At 68.9% G+C, this 14,829-nt stretch carries 16 protein-coding genes and 1 pseudogene; 5 read left to right on the forward strand and 12 right to left on the reverse strand.

Annotation, left to right across the window (positions count from 1 at the left end):
- The first annotated feature begins 123 nt into the window (after positions 1-123).
- Entirely contained in the window at positions 124-798 is a 675-nt protein-coding gene (locus N5095_RS08145) for a phosphoesterase (RefSeq protein WP_267622270.1), read from the forward strand.
- 42 nt (positions 799-840) lie between these two features.
- On the opposite strand, the pseudogene N5095_RS22540 reads toward N5095_RS08145, so the two are convergent.
- Both N5095_RS22540 and N5095_RS22350 read right to left on the reverse strand, forming a co-directional pair.
- Positions 841-1,095: pseudogene (locus N5095_RS22540) on the reverse strand (DUF8113 family protein); the annotation flags it as partial.
- Between the two features lie 243 nt (positions 1,096-1,338).
- A complete protein-coding gene (locus tag N5095_RS22350; RefSeq protein ID WP_267622272.1) occupies positions 1,339-2,259 on the reverse strand; it encodes a DMT family transporter in 921 nt (306 codons plus the stop codon).
- 120 nt (positions 2,260-2,379) lie between these two features.
- Between N5095_RS22350 and N5095_RS08160 the strand changes: the two genes are divergently transcribed.
- Entirely contained in the window at positions 2,380-3,333 is a 954-nt protein-coding gene (locus tag N5095_RS08160) for an NAD(P)H-binding protein (RefSeq protein WP_267622273.1), read from the forward strand.
- A 105-nt stretch (positions 3,334-3,438) separates the two neighbouring features.
- A complete protein-coding gene (locus tag N5095_RS08165) occupies positions 3,439-4,437 on the forward strand; it encodes an NAD(P)H-binding protein (RefSeq protein ID WP_267622274.1) in 999 nt (332 codons plus the stop codon).
- Positions 4,438-4,551: 114 nt separating this feature from the next.
- Here N5095_RS08165 and N5095_RS08170 read toward each other — a convergent pair whose 3' ends face one another.
- From N5095_RS08170 to N5095_RS08210, 9 genes are all read right to left on the reverse strand, one after another.
- A complete protein-coding gene (locus N5095_RS08170; protein ID WP_267622275.1) occupies positions 4,552-4,746 on the reverse strand; it encodes a cold-shock protein in 195 nt (64 codons plus the stop codon).
- A gap of 216 nt (positions 4,747-4,962) precedes the next feature.
- Entirely contained in the window at positions 4,963-5,466 is a 504-nt protein-coding gene (locus N5095_RS08175; protein ID WP_267622276.1) for a cupin domain-containing protein, read from the reverse strand.
- 78 nt (positions 5,467-5,544) lie between these two features.
- The gene (locus N5095_RS08180; RefSeq protein ID WP_267622277.1) at positions 5,545-5,736 is read right to left on the reverse strand and encodes a hypothetical protein; all 192 of its coding nucleotides are present in this window, start codon (positions 5,734-5,736) and stop codon (positions 5,545-5,547) included.
- Positions 5,737-6,031: 295 nt separating this feature from the next.
- A complete protein-coding gene (gfo6, locus tag N5095_RS08185) occupies positions 6,032-7,111 on the reverse strand; it encodes a D-xylose 1-dehydrogenase Gfo6 (protein WP_267622278.1) in 1,080 nt (359 codons plus the stop codon).
- A 338-nt stretch (positions 7,112-7,449) separates the two neighbouring features.
- Positions 7,450-8,559, reverse strand: coding sequence for a deoxyhypusine synthase (locus N5095_RS08190; RefSeq protein WP_267622279.1), 1,110 nt, complete (start codon positions 8,557-8,559; stop codon positions 7,450-7,452).
- Between the two features lie 139 nt (positions 8,560-8,698).
- The gene (locus tag N5095_RS08195) at positions 8,699-9,466 is read right to left on the reverse strand and encodes a Nif3-like dinuclear metal center hexameric protein (protein ID WP_267622280.1); all 768 of its coding nucleotides are present in this window, start codon (positions 9,464-9,466) and stop codon (positions 8,699-8,701) included.
- Between the two features lie 377 nt (positions 9,467-9,843).
- The gene (locus tag N5095_RS08200; RefSeq protein ID WP_267622281.1) at positions 9,844-10,689 is read right to left on the reverse strand and encodes an arginase family protein; all 846 of its coding nucleotides are present in this window, start codon (positions 10,687-10,689) and stop codon (positions 9,844-9,846) included.
- A gap of 33 nt (positions 10,690-10,722) precedes the next feature.
- Positions 10,723-11,097 (reverse strand): translation initiation factor IF-5A, encoded by a 375-nt coding sequence (locus N5095_RS08205; RefSeq protein WP_267622282.1) that lies wholly within the window; start codon positions 11,095-11,097, stop codon positions 10,723-10,725.
- Between the two features lie 215 nt (positions 11,098-11,312).
- Positions 11,313-12,104, reverse strand: a complete 792-nt coding sequence (locus N5095_RS08210) for a YihY/virulence factor BrkB family protein (protein WP_267622283.1) — start codon at positions 12,102-12,104, stop codon at positions 11,313-11,315.
- A 131-nt stretch (positions 12,105-12,235) separates the two neighbouring features.
- Here N5095_RS08210 and N5095_RS08215 point away from each other — a divergent pair, with 131 nt between their 5' ends.
- Entirely contained in the window at positions 12,236-12,766 is a 531-nt protein-coding gene (locus N5095_RS08215) for a DUF5817 domain-containing protein (RefSeq protein WP_267622284.1), read from the forward strand.
- Positions 12,767-12,781: 15 nt separating this feature from the next.
- Here the strand turns inward: N5095_RS08215 and N5095_RS08220 are convergent, their stop codons facing one another.
- Positions 12,782-12,958 carry a hypothetical protein gene (locus tag N5095_RS08220; RefSeq protein ID WP_267622285.1) on the reverse strand — a complete coding sequence of 59 codons (177 nt, stop codon included), beginning with the start codon at positions 12,956-12,958 and terminating at the stop codon, positions 12,782-12,784.
- 282 nt (positions 12,959-13,240) lie between these two features.
- Here N5095_RS08220 and N5095_RS08225 point away from each other — a divergent pair, with 282 nt between their 5' ends.
- Positions 13,241-14,794 carry a methyl-accepting chemotaxis protein gene (locus tag N5095_RS08225; protein WP_267622286.1) on the forward strand — a complete coding sequence of 518 codons (1,554 nt, stop codon included), beginning with the start codon at positions 13,241-13,243 and terminating at the stop codon, positions 14,792-14,794.
- The last annotated feature ends 35 nt before the right edge of the window (positions 14,795-14,829 follow it).

A 14,829-nucleotide genomic window follows, 5' to 3' on the forward strand; every position in this document is an offset into this window, starting at 1 on the left:
TCGCGACAGACCGAGGCTACGGCCGACGTCGCGACCGATGGGGACTACGACCGACCTCTGACCGGTCGGGAACCCCGTCGGCCCGCAGGCCTTTGAGGCGCTCCGTGCTACCCAACGAGCGGTATGACTCTCCTCGAGACGGTGATGCAGTACTACGCGTACCTGTTCCACCCGGCCGTCGTGCTGGGATTGGGAGCACTGTTGACCGTCCACTGGGAGTGGGCGCGCACGGACCTCGGACGGTCGGCGCTGTACCGCCGGTGGGGGACCTTCCTCGCCGCGGGCGCCGCGTCGCTCGTCCCCTCACTCGCGTACATGCTCGTGACGGGACAGGGGCCGGTAGAGACGATGCAGGGCAACGGACCGCAGGTCGACACGCTCGTCGCCGGCGGCATCTTCCTCGCCGCGGGCGCGACGTGGGCGCTCTGGCGGCGTTTCGACTGGGGCGACGTGGTCCCCGCCCTCGTGGTCGCCTACGCCGCCGTCGCCGTCCCGTACGTCGTCCTCTCGCCGTTCTGGAACATCTCGGGTCACGTCCTCCTCTCGACGACGCCCGCCGCCTTCCTCGTCCTCCTCGACCGCCAGTACTGGCCGACGCTGGCCGTTCCGGTCGTGATGGTCCCGAACCGACCGGTCGTCGGCGCTCACACCTGGCCGCAGGCGGTCGGGGGGTTCCTCGTCGCTGCCACCGTCGTCGTCGCCGTGTACGCGCTCTACGACGGGGGGGTGGCGGGACGGTCCGGGTCGTCGACGGGCGCCGACTCGCCGGAGTCCTCGGCCCCGCGCCGGACTGGATAGACCCCCGGACGGTCCAGTCGGCGTCCGTCCCCATGCGACCGCCTACTGCATGTCCAACTCGCGGGCCGCGTCGGCCGCGAGGTCGGTAATCTCCTCGACGCTCGCGTTCGACCCGTCGGCGAGCACGCGGGTCAGCATCCCCAACTGGCGCGTCGCCGTCGACTGGAGTTCCGACTCGTCGACGTCGTTGCCGAAGAAGAACTCGTTGCGCCCGTCGTCGTGAATCAGCCCGACGTATACCGACGTGAGGTCGTCCTCGCCGAGCGCGTCGACCGCCCGTTCGCGGACACGGTCGAAGTCGCTCGCGGCGTCGCCCCCGCCCTCGGTGTCGGCGGTCGCCTCGTCGGCGTCGGTACCGGTGTCGTCGCCCGCTGGCGTCGGCTCCGACGTGTCGATGAGGTCACTCGGGTCCGTCTCCTCGCGGTCGTGGTCCGTGTGGTCGCCGTCCGTCATGGTCTCCGGTTCGGACGGGTCGGCTAAAGCCCCGGCGACCACGGCCGTCGGTGCCGAGACCGGAGTCCGTCAGTCGAACCCCGACGGTCACCCGTCCGGCGCCCCGCGTCCCGCGCCGGCGACGAGCGACGCCAGCGACCGACGTTTCAGGACGAGGAAGCCGACGAACACGAGGGCGAAGCCGGCCACGGTGAAGGCGGTGGCCTCCTCCCCGAGGAAGAACACGCCCGCGACGGTCGCGACGACGGGGACGAGGTAAGCGACGAGGCTCGTCTCCAGCGCGCCGCGCACGGAGAGCAGGGTGTAGTAGATGTAGAACGCGACGGCGGTGGCGAACACGCCGAGGTAGAGCACCGCGACCCGGGCGTCGAACGCGCTCGGTACCGCGAACGCCTCGCCGACCGCGAGACTGACCGCGTGGAGAATCAGTCCACCGACCGCCATCGACCAGCCCGAGAGCGCGGCCCGGTCGAGCGTCGGTTTCGCGCGCTGAATCAGGACGCCCCCGAGCGACACCGACGCAACCTGTGTGAGCACGAGCAGTTTGCCGAGCGTGTCGCCGACGAACAGGTTCGCCGGGTCCGGTCGGACGACGAGGGCGACGCCGACGAACGCGAGGAGGACTCCGGCGGCCCCGGTCGCGGAGAGGCGCTCCTCCGGGAGGATGCCGAACGCCCACAGCGCGGTCGCGACGGGGACGAGGCTCTGCATCACCGCCGCGACGCCGGCCGGGACCGTCTGCTGGCCCACGAAGAGGAAGGCGTTCCCGGCGACGAGGAACACGCCCCCGGCGAGGACGGCGAGGGCGTCGTTGCGCCGGCGCGGGAGCGAGTCGGTCGTCCGGAGGACGGCGAGTCCGACGAGCAGGACCGCCGCGATGTCGTATCGGAACGCGGCGAACAAGACGGGGTCCAGCGACCGGAGTCCGACGGTAATCGCCGGGAAGGAGAACCCCCAGAGCGTCGCGAGGAGGGCGAAGAGGGAGACCGCGACGGCGCGACTGTTCACTCCTCGATGCTCGGCCCGGCGGGGGTTATGACTCACGGTTCCGGTGACTCCGACGACGACCCCTTCCCCGACTTCGTGCCGGCGAGAAGACGTAAACCGACGTCGACCGTAAGACCCCCAATGCACGTTCTCGTCACCGGAGCGACCGGCTTCATCGGCAGTCGGCTCGTTCCCGTTCTCTCGGCTCGCGGCCACCACGTCACGGTTCTGACCCGCGACGCCGACGGGTACGAGGGCGAGGCGGACGCGGTGTACGAGGGTGACGTGCTCGAGCCCGGGAGCTTCGAGTCCGCCCTGGAGGGTGTCGACGCCGCGTACTACCTTATCCACTCGATGGGGGCGAGCGACGACTTCGCGGAGCGGGACCGCCGCGGGGCGGAGAACTTCCGCGACGCCGCGAGCGAGGCGGGCATCGAGCGCGTCGTCTACCTCAGCGGCCTCGGTGACGAGGACGCGGACCTCTCCCCGCACCTCGCCTCGCGTCGGGAGGTCGAACGGGTGCTCTCGGAGGGGTCGTTCGACCTCACCGTCCTCCGGGCGGCGGTCATCATCGGTGAGGGGAACACGAGCTTCGAACTCGTCTCCCAACTCGCACGGCGGTTCCCCTTCCTCCTCACGCCCGACTGGGTCGGTGTCGACTGTCAGCCTATCGCCGTCGACGACGTCATCGCCTACCTCGTCGGCGCCCTCGAAGTCCCCGAGACGGCGGCGGGCGTCTACGGCGTGGGCGGACCCGAGGTCATCACCTACGGCGGGCTGCTCGAACGCACCGGGCTGGTCGCCGGCCGAACGCCGCGGATCGTCCCCACGCCGTTGATGACGCCTGGGGTGGCGGCGTATCTCGCATCTCTCGCCACGAGCCTCCCCGGTGACGTCGTCCGACCCCTCGTCAAGGGGCTGGAGAACGAGGTCGTCGCCGACGACGCAGCTATCCGTGAGGCCGTTCCCGTCGACCTCGACGACTATGGGCCGGCGATTCGACGGGCACTCGACGCCGGTTCGGACGAGCCGACGAAGCGCGACCGCGTGCTGTCGAAGCTCGACCGGCTCCCCCCGAAACCGAGTGCCGACTGACCGTCTTTTCGTCTCCGAGCCCTAGTTCACCGGCTGTTGCGGCTCTCAACCCCAGTCATTGCGGCAGTGACAACACGTAAACGAGGTCCGATCGAACCCCCGGCGATGCGCGTTCTCGTCACCGGCGCGACCGGGTTCGTCGGGAGTCGACTCGTCCCCGTCCTGACCGAACGGGACCACCACATCACGGTCCTGACTCGGGACGCGGACGGCTACGACGGTCCGGCGGACGCGGTCGTCGAGGGTGACGTACTGGAACGGGGGAGCTTCGAGGCGGCGCTCGCCGACGTCGACGCGGCGTTCTACCTCATCCACTCGATGGGGGAGAGCGGTGACGAGGACTTTGCGGAGACCGACCGCCGGGCCGCGACGAACTTCCGGGACGCAGCCACCGAGGCGGGCGTCGGCCGCGTGCTCTATCTCAGCGGCCTCGGCGACGAGGAGGACGAGGAGCTGTCGGCTCACCTCGCCTCGCGCCGGGAAGTCGAACGGGTGCTCGTCGAGGGGAGCTACGAGCTCACCGTCCTGCGCGCGGCGGTGGTCATCGGCGCCGGGAACACGAGTTTCGAGGTCGTCTCCCAGCTCGTCCGGCGGTTCCCCGTACTCGTGACTCCACGGTGGGTCCGCGTCGACTGCCAGCCGATCGCCGCCGCCGACGTGATTGCCTACCTCGTCGGCGCGCTCGAGTCCGCCGAGACGGCCGGCGGGGTCTACGACGTGGGCGGTCCGCGGGTCGTCACGTGGAGAGACCTCCTGACTCGGACGGGCCGCGTCGGCGGCTGGCCCACACGGGTCGTGCCGGTCTCGTGGCTCCGACCCGACCACGCGGCACGCCTCGCCGGTCTCGCGACGGAGCTTCCGGGCGAGGTCGTCCGACCGCTCGTCAAGGGACTGGAGAACGAGGTCGTCGCCGACGACGGCGACGTGCGCGACCTGCTGCCGATTCCCCTCGACGGCTACGGGCTGGCGATTCGGCGGGCACTGGTCGGTCACGGAATCGAGGCGACGGTCGACCGCGTCCAGGCGAAGCTGGCTGAAGTCGAGGTGTCGACGCCGAACACCGACGAGCGTCGTCGTCAGCGTCCGCTGTCCGATGGTGAGTGAGTGACTCGTGTCGGTGAACATCCGACGAGAACTGACCGTTCGGTGGCGAGCGATATATGATTCGGAGAAACGAGCGTCTGCTCCGTCGCGGTCGGCGACGGTGCAAATCAGCCGTTAGTTACGGACGACGTTCGTCGCGCGGGGGCCCTTCGGGGCGTCCTCGATGTCGAACTCGATCTCGGTCCCCTCGGTGAGGTCCTCGCCGCCAACGTCCTCCATGTGGAAGAACACGTCGTCGTCAGCGTCGTCCGTCTTGATGAAACCGTAGCCGCCAGTGTCGTTGAAGAAGTCGACCTTACCGTTTGCCATTGCAATTGAATCCAATCGAGTCACACGGGTAAGTGTTCCGTATTCGTCCGCAAATTCTGGATTAGATTGGACAAATATCTCGAATCGCCGGTTCGAGTCAGTCGTTCGGCCAAACCAGCAGTTCCCCCGTCTGGTCCCTCCCGGTCCGACAGTCCGCGGCCGTACTTCTGTCGAATCGACACCATCACAGCCGTTCACAGGGGTGCCGACGGGGAATCACTCCGGAAGCGGGCCGAGGATGTCGAGTCCGTACTCCGCGGCCGCCGCGGTCAGGGCGGACACGTCCGGTTCCGCCGGCGGCGGCGTCTCCAGTCGCTCCGCCGGCTGGCCGGCCCCGGCCACGAACCCCTCGAAGCCGGCGGGGGTCACCTGAATCAGCATCCGGCAGGGCTCGTCGCCGACGACGCGGAACCCGTGGGGTACGTCTCGGGGCAGAAACACGGTGTCGTTCGGGCCGGCACGGAAGCGCTCGTCGGCGTCGTCGCCGGCGACGCACTCGATTTCGCCCGAGACGACGTGGAACACCTCGTCCTCACCGTGGTGGACGTGGTACGGCGACTCCCAGCCGGGGGCCGCGAGGTGGTCGACGAGCGCGTACGCGCCGTCGGTCGTCTCGGCGTCGGCCTTGACTATCATCAACGCGCCGGCGGTCCAGTACGCGGGGCAGTCGGTCTCGGTCGCTACGCTCGCGGTCGGTCCTAATGTGGCTCCTGTTGCCATCCCTCAGTATCGGTCGGAATCGAGCATAATCTAGCAACGACGTGTGCTATCATACGGGACGCGACTCGCGCGTCCTCGCTACCGGCACTCCCCGAACGCGCGGTCGTACTCGGCGTCGATGGTATTGCGCTGGACCCGCTCGATCTGTACGTCGTGGTCGACCTCGGAACAGGTTCGGAGGTGCAGCGGTCGGTTGTGGACCGACTCCTGTCGACGGCAGAACGGGCAGGTGAACGAGGGGGTTGTTCGAGTCGGGGAGTTGATTGACATACCGGAGAGACGCCATCGGGGGCTTGAATACGCGCTAACCCCGGCGTAACTGAACCAGCTTCCCTCGCCGTTAGCGGCGCTGCACCGATTCACAGTAGCGTGTCGCACACGACGGAGCGACTCCGTGACGCGAGGTTACCCTGCTCTCGGCGAGAGAGCTGTGTCCGGAAAACGGGCCTCGGCACTCATAGGGCTCGTCGTCGCCGGGAGCCACCCCGGCTCGGAGTGGTGCTATCGTCATCGGCCGTCTTCGGATAGCCCTGCGCCGTCGAAGTAATTTGAGGTTTCGTTCCGCTTACGCGTCCACCTCGACGCGCTCACCGCTCTCCGCCGACTCGTACAGCGCCTCGATCAGTCGCATGTCGACCAACCCGGTCTCGCCGTCCGGCTCGAACGGCTCGTCGCGTTGGAGGTGGTTGGCGAAGTAGTCGAACTCCTCGCGCATCTGGTTCGCGGTGTCGGGGCGGAACTCGCTCTCGGTGTCGCCGGTCGACAGTCGGAGGGTCTTCTCGGAGTCGGGGAAGAACGGCCCCTCCAGCGTCAACTCGCCCTCGGTGCCGACGAAGCGCAGGCTGGAGACCACCTCGGCGCTGTGACTCGCGGTGCAGGCCGCGAGCAGGGAATCCGAGAACTCAAGCGTGAAGGCGGTGTGCTCGTCGACGCCCTCGAACGCCTCCTGTGCGGCGGTCGTCGTCGCCTGCACGGCCCGTGGGTCCGCGTCGAGCACGAACCGCATCGTGCTGAGGGGGTAGATGCCGATGTCGTTGATGGTGGTGCCGCCCGAGAGCTCCGGGTCGAGGCGCCAGGAGTCCGGCCCGGCCGAGTCGAGGATGGTGTCGGACATGTGCCCGAGCACGGAGACGACTTCGCCGATGGCGCCGTCTCGCACGAGTTCGCGCGCGCGGCGAGCGAGCGGGCTCGTGAGGACGCGGTACGCGACCATCAGCGGCACGTCGGCCGAGCGACAGGCGTCGACGGCCGTCTCGGCGCCCTCCAGGTCCGCAGCGAGGGGCTTCTCACAGAGCACGGCCTTTCCGTGGTCGGCGGCGGCCTCGACGTGCTCGGGGTGGAGCGCGTTCGGCGTGCAGACGTAGACGGCGTCGTAGTCGTCGGTCGCGTCGCCGTCGGCGTACTCGTCGTAGTCGAGCGTCGCCGTCACCGTGTCGAGGTCGGCGGCGACGTCCTCGGCCTTCTCGGGCGACCCGCTGACCAGCACCGTCGGCTCGGCGTAGTCGGCGTCGACCATCGCGGGAATCGCCTGCTCGCGGGTCCACCAGCCGAGGCCGACGAGGGCGAAGCGGACCGGTTCGGCGTCGGTCTCTCCCTCCCAGTCGCGGGCGGTCAAGTCGTCGATGTCGAGGTCGAAGTCGGACACGACTGTGCGTGTGCCCGCCGGCTCGAAAGCTCTTGTTCCCGACTCGGGAGCGACGGCGCAGGGACTCGGCGGTCCGGAGTCGTCGAAGAACGGACGTTTTCCTCCCGACTACCGTGTCCAAAACGGGTGTCCACGGGGGTGAGTCGCGGACGGGGGTGGGTGGGTGGTGCCTTACGCGCCGCGCCGGGTGGGGAGACGACGCAACGCTGCGGCGTTTCATCGGAGGGCCCCGACCCGGTTTACTATAGCCGTGCTAAACCGGCACTGGAAGTGACTAGTCATCGACCGGACTTGTCGAATCTGTCCGCAACGGTCCTCAACCGCGGCTTAGGTGGCCGCTATTCCGGCCGCTCGATGGCTTCGAGACTCGCCGCCACGAGCAACGGGAGCGTGATGGTCGCGTCGCCGACGACGGTGACGTTGCGGGCGTCCTTCTCCAGTTTCCCCCACGAGCGCGCCTCGTCCAGTGTCGCCCCGGAGAGCCCGCCGGTGGCCTCGTGGTCCATCGTTAACTGGACGCCGTAGTCGTAGGCTCCGGGCGTGACGAGCATCGTCTGGAGCGTGAAGTTCTTCGGGACGCCGCCGCCGACGAGCAGACAACCCGCCGTCTCGGCCTCGAAGGCGAGGTCGGTGAGGGGGGTCATGTCCGCGAGCGCGTCGAGCGAGAAGTCGGAGGTCTGTGCGTACATCCACGCCTGCAGGCCGAGGACGGAGTCCTGCACCGCCGGACAGTAGATTGGCACGTCCGACTCGTAGGCCGCGGCGGCGACGCCGGCGTCCTCTTCGACCTCCTCCCGCTCGTTCACCTCGGCGTTCGCCCGCCCGAGTTCGCGGACGAACCGCTCGATGCTCACGACCCCCTCCTCCGCCAGGGGCGGGAACACCTCCTCGCGCAGGTGGGACTCGAAGTGAGCGAAGTACTCCTGTGGGAGGTAGACGTTGAAGATGCGGTCCACTCCCTCGTCGCGCAGCGTCTCGTCGTGTTCGCGCGTCGTCTTCCCCTCGGCGTGCTCGGCCCCGTGGTGGTGCTTGCCGCCGATGGCCTCGATGGCGTCGTGGGTGAGGTTCGCCCCGGTCGTGACGAGAGCGTCGACGTACCCGTCGCGAATCAGGTCCGAGACGATGCGGCGCATCCCGGTCGGTACCATCGCGCCGGCCAGCGAGAGAAAGACCGTACAGTCCTCGTCGGCGAACATCTCCGCCGTCACGTCGACCGCCTCGTGCATCTTGGCGGCGCCGATGCCGGCCTTCCCGTACTCGCCGGCGAGGTCGCCGACCGTCATCCCGGCGCGCACCTCGGCGTGGGAGACGGGGTCGTGGTCGAACGTCTCGCGGTGGGGGGTGTGGTGGCCGTGTTCGTCGCGGTCGTCCCGGTCGTCGTGGCCGTGGCCACCCTCGGAAGCAGAATCGGCGTCCGTCTCGGGGTCGTGTCCGGCGTCGTCTGTCATGCAGGGAGGTGTGCGGGCGGGGAAGTTGAACGCCGCGGTTGGAGAAGCGCGGTTCGTCGTGACCGAGCGTCCCCCGGTCACCGTACTGTCGCCTCTCCGAGGTTCCCGGCCGTTTCGAAGCCCCACCCGCGCCGAACCCCTACAGCCCCGTCGGCTCGTCGACGTACGTCGTCTCCAGCCCCCACCCCTCGGCCAGCCCCATCAGGGAACGGACGCCGAACGTCTCGGTCGCGTAGTGACCGGCGAGAACGACGTTCAGGCCGGCCTCCTTCGCCTCGTGGTACGCTTTCTGCTTCCCCTCGCCGGTGACGAGGACGTCGGCGCCGACCTCGACGGCCTCGTCCAGCCAGTCGACGCCGCTCCCCGTGACGACCGCCACGTCCTCGACCTCGTCGGGCCTGAAGTCGAGCACCTGTACGCCTTGGGCCCCGGTGTCGAGTTCGGCGTCGAGCGTCGTCGCCAGCCGCGAGACCGACATCGACTCGGGGAGTCGACCCCGCTGACCGATGTGCTCCGGCCCCAGCTCGCCGAACGGCTCCCGACCGCCGAGGTCGAGCAGGTCGGCGAGGCCGGCGGCGTTGCCGAGTTCCCCATGGCCGTCGAGCGGGAGGTGCGAGACGTACAGCGGGAGGTCGTTCTCGACCAGCGGGGCGACGCGGTCGTACGCACGGCCGGTCACGCGGTCGAGGCCACCCCAGACGACGCCGTGGTGGGTGACGAGGAGGTCGGCGCCGGCGTCGACGGCGGTCTCCATCGTCGAGACCGCGGCGTCGACGGCGAACGCGACGTGCTCCACCTCGGCCTCGCGCGGGCCGACCTGCAGGCCGTTCGGGCTGGCGTCGAGGTCGGCGTAGGCGTCGGTCCGGAGGCGCTCGTCGTAACGGTCGACGACGTCGGATAGCTTCATGCGACGTCGATGGGCCGGACGGGGTTTGTAGCCGGCGGTCCGGGTCGCCGACACCGTCGAGTCGTGAAATCGAAGCGTCAACTCTGCCAGCAGCCTTATCGGGGACACCGGCGTAGTCGGAGTTACCGTTCCTTGTGTGGGAGCGGCCGCGAGCGGTCAAGCAGGGTGAAACTGTCATGGGTAAGTTCCGCAAGGCACTGTACGCGTGGCGACGTCTCCCGAGGAAGACGCAGAAACGCATCAAACGCAAAGTACGCCGTCTGTTCCGGTAGGTCAGGCACGAGCCGACGCCTGCTGGAAGCCGCTCCGTTTCGACACCGAATCGACGAGCCCCGGCTCCGTCTCGCCCGGTCGATACGTTCGACGTGCGCTACCGGTCAGTCCCCGGCCGCGTGAGCGAACACGAACTCCTTCAGCAGTTTCCCCGCCAGCGACGCGGCCTGCCCGTCGTCGCGGTCGTTCACCTCGACGACGTCGAAGCCGGCGGCGTGCGGGGCGACCGCGCGGACGACATCGCGCATCTCCCGGGGCGAGAGGCCGAACGGCTCCATCGTCCCCGTTCCGGGAGCGAACGCCGGGTCCGCGCCGTCGATGTCGACCGAGAGGTACACCGACCGGTCGCCGAAGTCGGGTTCCCAGTCGGCGACGTCCTCGGGCGGGACGACGGTCACGTCCGGTTCGTCGGCGCGCTCCCACTCCGCCTCGGAGCCGGTGCGGGCGCCCAGAATCACCGCCTCGTCGACCGGACCGTCGTCCTCGTCCGGGTCGTCGCCGACGCCGGGGTCGCCGTCGAGCAGGCGCCGGGTGACCGTCGCGTGGCTCCACGGGTTCCCGTCGTACGCCGTCCGGAGGTCGAGGTGAGCGTCGAGGACGACGAGGACGTCGGGGGCGACGGCGCGGGCGCCCGCCGACGTGACGGTGTGCTCGCCGCCGAGGAGGAGGGGAACGGCGTCGTCCCAGACGACGTCCCGACAGGTCCCTTCGAGGTAGTCGAGATAGTCGGGGGCGTCGTCCCACGCCCGCACGTCGCCAGCGTCGTGGACCGATAGCTCGGAGAAGCGCAGGTCGGTCCGGCGGTCGTAGTCGTCGAACGTCTCGGCGAACCGCCGGACGCGCTCGGGACCGAAGCGGGTGCCCGGCTGGAACGTGGTCGAGACGTCGAGCGGCGCGCCGACGACGACGTAGTCGGCGGTCTCGCGGTCGGCCGTTGCCCCGGGGAACATCGTAGTCGAGATAAAGAAGTCGGGTCGCGCCGTTCAGACGACCTTCCGCTGGCCCTCGTACTCAAGGTACTCGATCTCGTCGTCCGGCGAGAAGTCCTCGTCCTCGGGGACGCGCATCGTGAACGTCTGGTAGGTGTCGAGGTCCATGACCTGCGCGTCGTTGCCGCTGACGGAGACGACTTGGCCCCCCTTTCGCTCGATGATGGGCACCCAGACTTTGGCGTCGACGGGCTGGCTCAGGCTACGCTTCTTGCCGTCGAACACGCCCTTCCCCTCGATACGGGCCTTCGCACTGCCGTGCTTGCCCGGCTTGGCCGTACTGTAGGCGTTGATTTTACAGGGGGAGTCCTCCATCATCAGGTAGCTTCCCTCCTGCAGTTCGCGGACCTGCTTCTGCTCTTTCGCCATGGGAGCGCGTTATCGGGACGGCGGTATAAACCGTTTGGAACGTCCCGAGGTCGGGCGCTACTCCGCCCGGTCGGGGTCGAGCCGCGGCGAGCCGAAGATGTCGTCCCTCGGCGGGGACGTGTCGAACGGACCTCCGGGTCGATATCCGCACACGGTGGGGCGACGCGTCGTCACCGAAGCGTTCGAAGTGCCGTCTTCGAGCGTCCGAAACGTCCTCACCGGGGCGTCCGGAGCGACGCCGTCGGGGTACTACGGTCGATGACGACGTTGATTACCGCGCCGACGAGGAGGACGATGCCGCCGAAGTAGAGAAAGAGGACGAACAGGAGCAGGGCGCCGACGATGCCGTAGGCCGCGTACTTCCCGGCCGTCTGCGTGTAGTAGCTGAATCCCACCTGGAGTACGACCCAGCCGACCGCCGCGAACAGCGTCCCGGGGAGCGCGTGGCGGACCGTCACCGGGACCGGTGGGAGGACGTAGTACAGCGGAAGAAAGGCGAGCACGAGGGCGACGACGGCGACGAGGTTGCCGAACAGCCGCGGGGCGGGAATCGTGAGGTTCACCGTCGCGAGTACCACGCCGGTCGTGACGAGCAGGGCGAACGCGAGGAGGAACAGTCCGAGCACGAGTAACCCCTTCTTCAGTTGCTCGACCAACCCGGGCTCCGAGGCGGTGTCGTACACCTCCGCGAAGGCGATGGAGAGCCCGCGGAACACCTTCAGTCCGCTCCACAGCGAGAGCAGAAGCCCGATTCCGCCGGCGACCCCTCGTCCGCTCTCGACCTGCAGGATGCGGTTGACGACCTGCGCGCCGCTGTCGGAGAGGTTCTGCCTGAGCACCTCGATGAGCGCGTCGGCGGCCCCGAAGTACGAGAGGAGCGCGAGCGCGACGAGCAACAGTGGGATGAGCGAGGCGAGCGCGTAGTGGGCAAAACTCGCCGCCATAAACGTCACGTCTCTGTCACGCACCGTGGCAACGATTCTTCGCGCGTCCGTCGTGAGACTCATGTGCTGCAGACCTCCACACCCGGTATCTCTCGGAGACCACAATGAGCCTTATCGCCGTACTGCGGCCGACGCCAGCGAGTCGCGGCTCACCGGCGGTGGATTCAAACCGAGAACCGACCAAAGGGCGGGACATGTACGCGGTCGTCGGCTGCAACAACTGCGGCACCTACTGGATTCTCTCGGACCCCGGGGAGACGGCGCAGTGTCCCCGCTGTCGGAAACGCCACCAAGTGAAGAAGCTGAAGAAGTTCATCGAGACCGACCAGCGCGACGCCGCTCGACAGGCTCGGGCGGCCATCCTCGCGAAGAAACGCGACGAGAGCGAGACGTTCGCCGACCTCGACTCCGTCGCCGAGATGGGCCGACAGGTCGAGGACAGCGGGGTCGACGACCGCGAGTACCTCGAAGCGTCCGGGCTGGACGCCGACGAGGTCGCCGCCGCCGGCGAGTCGACGAGCGTCGGAGCCGGCTCGGGAGCCTCGCGGAGTCGCCGTGAGGTGGTCGAGGACGCGATTCGCGAGGGCGACCGGCCGACCGAGGCGGCGGTCGTCGCCTACGCGACCGAATACGGCGTCCCCGAGGAGGCCGCGCGGGACCTGCTGACGAAGCTGACGCGACGGGGGGAGGTAAGCGAGAGTCGGGGTCGGTACCGACTGCTCTGAGCGTCGACGTGGGGGCTACGGGAGCATCCCCAACAGCTGCAGCGCCGTCAGCAGCGAGACGAGGGCGCCCAGCAGGAGCTTCGCGACGCGGAGCCAGCGGTAGGCGGTCGTCGCGGCCGGGTCGTCCGCGTCGTCGGGGCAGTCGTGGTCGTCGCTCAGACAGCGACGCGGGTGGCGAGTATCCTGGGACATGGTGGAGTGCCCGCCGGTGCTCGCCGAACGGGCACATTGTACGTTTGTGGAACGTTCGAATTAAAGGCGCGCCATGGCCGCGTGGTGAAAGTGAACGCCGAAGTGCGCTCGAAACCGGCGCCTCGGACGCGGTGAGCCGCCGGAATCCGGGGTGTGGCTGCCGGCGGAACTGATCACGACGCCCGGCCGCTGGTCACGTCGTCCGGCCGGCGGTCGTGTCAGCAGTATCGGACGTGATAGTTGGCGCGCAACCGTTATGATATTCGACACGACGAGAACCGTATGAGAGAGCGACTTCGGCGTATCCGTGGGGTAGGAAGGTCCGATGACGGAGTCGACGAGCGGTCGACCGGCGGTGACGCCGCGACGGACGCTCCGGCTGAACGAACCGACGGCGGGGCCGTCGCCGAGGGAGCGACCGGGGGGACGCAGTCGTCGCCGTCGTCAGCGTCGCGTCCGGAGTCATCGGGGTCACCGGGTGGACTTCGTCCGACACCGGGGGCGACCGAGGAGACGGAACGCCTCCGCTACGAGCGGAACTACTGGCGCGGACTGTTCGAGCAGGTGGTCGAGTCGTATCCGGAGTTCGCCTGGGTGATAGACGCAGACGACGAGGTGGCGTACTACAACCCCATCGCCGAGGCCCAGTTGGGGTTCCCCAGCGCGGCGGTCGTCGGCGAGTACATCCACGACGTGCTCCCCATCCCGGAGGGTGTGGAGACGCAGGCACAGACGGTGACCCGGCTGGGCGAGGCGCGACGCGAGGAGGAGTTCCGGCGCATCTCGACGGCCGACGGGGAAGGGTGGGTCCGGTCGAGCGCCGTCCCGCTACGGAACCCGGAGGGCGAAGTCGTGGGCGGCTTCGAGGTCGGCGTCGACGCCACGGACCACGTCGAGCGCCAGCAGGCGATGGCGAAGGTGCAGGCGCAGGTCTCCGAGGAGGTCGGCACGAAGGCGGCGCGAGCGTCGGAGACGACCGAGTGCGTCGAGACGGCGGTCGAGGAGGCGGAGGCGCTGGCCGAGATGCAGGCCGAGAACATGGAGGAGGTGTCGGCGGAAGTGGAGTCGCTCGCGGCGACCGTCGAGGAAGTGGCCGCCTCGGCCACGGAGATCAGCGACTGTGCTCGGGAGGCCGGCCGGCTCGCGACCGCGAGCACCGACGCCGGCGAGACAGCCACCGAGCGCTTGGAGAGCGTCGTCGAGAGTAGCGACGAGGTCGCCGAACAGACCCGCGCGCTCGCGGCGCAGGTCGCAGAGGTCGACGCAATCGTCGAAGTCATCAACGACGTCGCGGACCAGACGAACCTGCTCGCGCTCAACGCGAACATCGAGGCCGCCCGCGCGGGCGAGGCCGGCGAGGGGTTCGCCGTGGTGGCGAACGAGGTGAAGAACCTCGCCGAGGAGGTCCAGTCGGAGTCCGAACGAATCGAGACCATCATCCGGGAGACCCGCGAGAACGCCGAGACGGCGGTCGACGGCATCGAGTCGGTCACCGAGGAGATTCGCCACAGCACCGAGGCCGTCGACGAGATGGTCGACAACCAGTCGGAAATCGTCGAGGCCGTAGACGTCACGTCGAGCGGGATGGACGACATCGCGGCCGCGACCGAGGACCAGGCGGTGCGCACGGAGGAAGTGGCGAGCATCGTCGAGGCCGCCTCCGAGCGTTCGAGTCAGGTCCGAGAGGAGGTCGACACGGTCGACGCCGCGAACGGGGAGCAGTCGGCGCTCGTCGGCGACATCGCGGCGTCGATGGACCGCCTCCAGGCGACCGTCGACCGGCTGACCGCCGAGGGGGCGGCCGAGGTGCTCGACGTCCGCGACGAGGACGCCTGAGAAGGTCGGCTACCGGGACTGTGACCCGAGGACGA

It is taken from the genome of Halobium salinum (genome assembly GCF_026586625.1).
Lineage (GTDB): Archaea > Halobacteriota > Halobacteria > Halobacteriales > Haloferacaceae > Halobium > Halobium salinum.

Excerpts from the sequence above, each read along its gene's own strand:
- N5095_RS08145 (WP_267622270.1), top strand. The coding sequence starts at position 124 with ATGACTCTCCTCGAGACGGTGATGCAGTACTACGCGTACCTGTTCCAC.
- N5095_RS08160 (WP_267622273.1), top strand. The coding sequence starts at position 2,380 with ATGCACGTTCTCGTCACCGGAGCGACCGGCTTCATCGGCAGTCGGCTC.
- N5095_RS08165 (WP_267622274.1), top strand. The coding sequence starts at position 3,439 with ATGCGCGTTCTCGTCACCGGCGCGACCGGGTTCGTCGGGAGTCGACTC.
- N5095_RS08170 (WP_267622275.1), bottom strand. The coding sequence starts at position 4,746 with ATGGCAAACGGTAAGGTCGACTTCTTCAACGACACTGGCGGCTACGGT.
- N5095_RS08175 (WP_267622276.1), bottom strand. The coding sequence starts at position 5,466 with ATGGCAACAGGAGCCACATTAGGACCGACCGCGAGCGTAGCGACCGAG.
- N5095_RS08180 (WP_267622277.1), bottom strand. The coding sequence starts at position 5,736 with ATGTCAATCAACTCCCCGACTCGAACAACCCCCTCGTTCACCTGCCCG.
- N5095_RS08190 (WP_267622279.1), bottom strand. The coding sequence starts at position 8,559 with ATGACAGACGACGCCGGACACGACCCCGAGACGGACGCCGATTCTGCT.
- N5095_RS08195 (WP_267622280.1), bottom strand. The coding sequence starts at position 9,466 with ATGAAGCTATCCGACGTCGTCGACCGTTACGACGAGCGCCTCCGGACC.
- N5095_RS08200 (WP_267622281.1), bottom strand. The coding sequence starts at position 10,689 with ATGTTCCCCGGGGCAACGGCCGACCGCGAGACCGCCGACTACGTCGTC.
- N5095_RS08205 (WP_267622282.1), bottom strand. The coding sequence starts at position 11,097 with ATGGCGAAAGAGCAGAAGCAGGTCCGCGAACTGCAGGAGGGAAGCTAC.
- N5095_RS08210 (WP_267622283.1), bottom strand. The coding sequence starts at position 12,104 with ATGAGTCTCACGACGGACGCGCGAAGAATCGTTGCCACGGTGCGTGAC.
- N5095_RS08215 (WP_267622284.1), top strand. The coding sequence starts at position 12,236 with ATGTACGCGGTCGTCGGCTGCAACAACTGCGGCACCTACTGGATTCTC.
- N5095_RS08220 (WP_267622285.1), bottom strand. The coding sequence starts at position 12,958 with ATGTCCCAGGATACTCGCCACCCGCGTCGCTGTCTGAGCGACGACCAC.
- N5095_RS08225 (WP_267622286.1), top strand. The coding sequence starts at position 13,241 with ATGAGAGAGCGACTTCGGCGTATCCGTGGGGTAGGAAGGTCCGATGAC.